The organism is Rhodococcus sp. IEGM 1406, assembly GCF_030056745.1.
In the GTDB taxonomy this organism is placed as follows: Bacteria; Actinomycetota; Actinomycetes; order Mycobacteriales; family Mycobacteriaceae; genus Rhodococcus_F; species Rhodococcus_F erythropolis.
Genome location: NZ_JASHKO010000037.1, coordinates 1 through 236, shown reverse-complemented (window position 1 = coordinate 236; position 236 = coordinate 1). Strand labels below are relative to the sequence as shown.

1 protein-coding gene is annotated in these 236 nt (G+C 62.7%); it reads right to left on the bottom strand.

What is annotated here, in order from left to right:
* A partial coding sequence (locus QM596_RS29610; protein ID WP_283310604.1) for a fructose-bisphosphatase class II occupies positions 1 to 236 on the bottom strand: 236 nt, incomplete at both ends.

The window sequence follows — 236 nt, the reverse complement described above, 5'->3', positions numbered from 1 at the left end:
GTCCAGGATGCAGATCGTGATGTCGGAGACCGACGCCTTCTTGACCGTGGCGACGCGCTTGATGTTCTCGGCGATCGGTGCGCTGATGTCGATGACAGCTGCAGCATCCGGTCCGACAGCGATCTTCTCCATGTAGAACACGGCCGACGGCTCGAACATCGCGCCGCGCTCGGCAACAGCCAGAACGGAGAGCGCGTTGGGCATGCCCTTGGACATCAAGGTGGTGCCGTCGACCG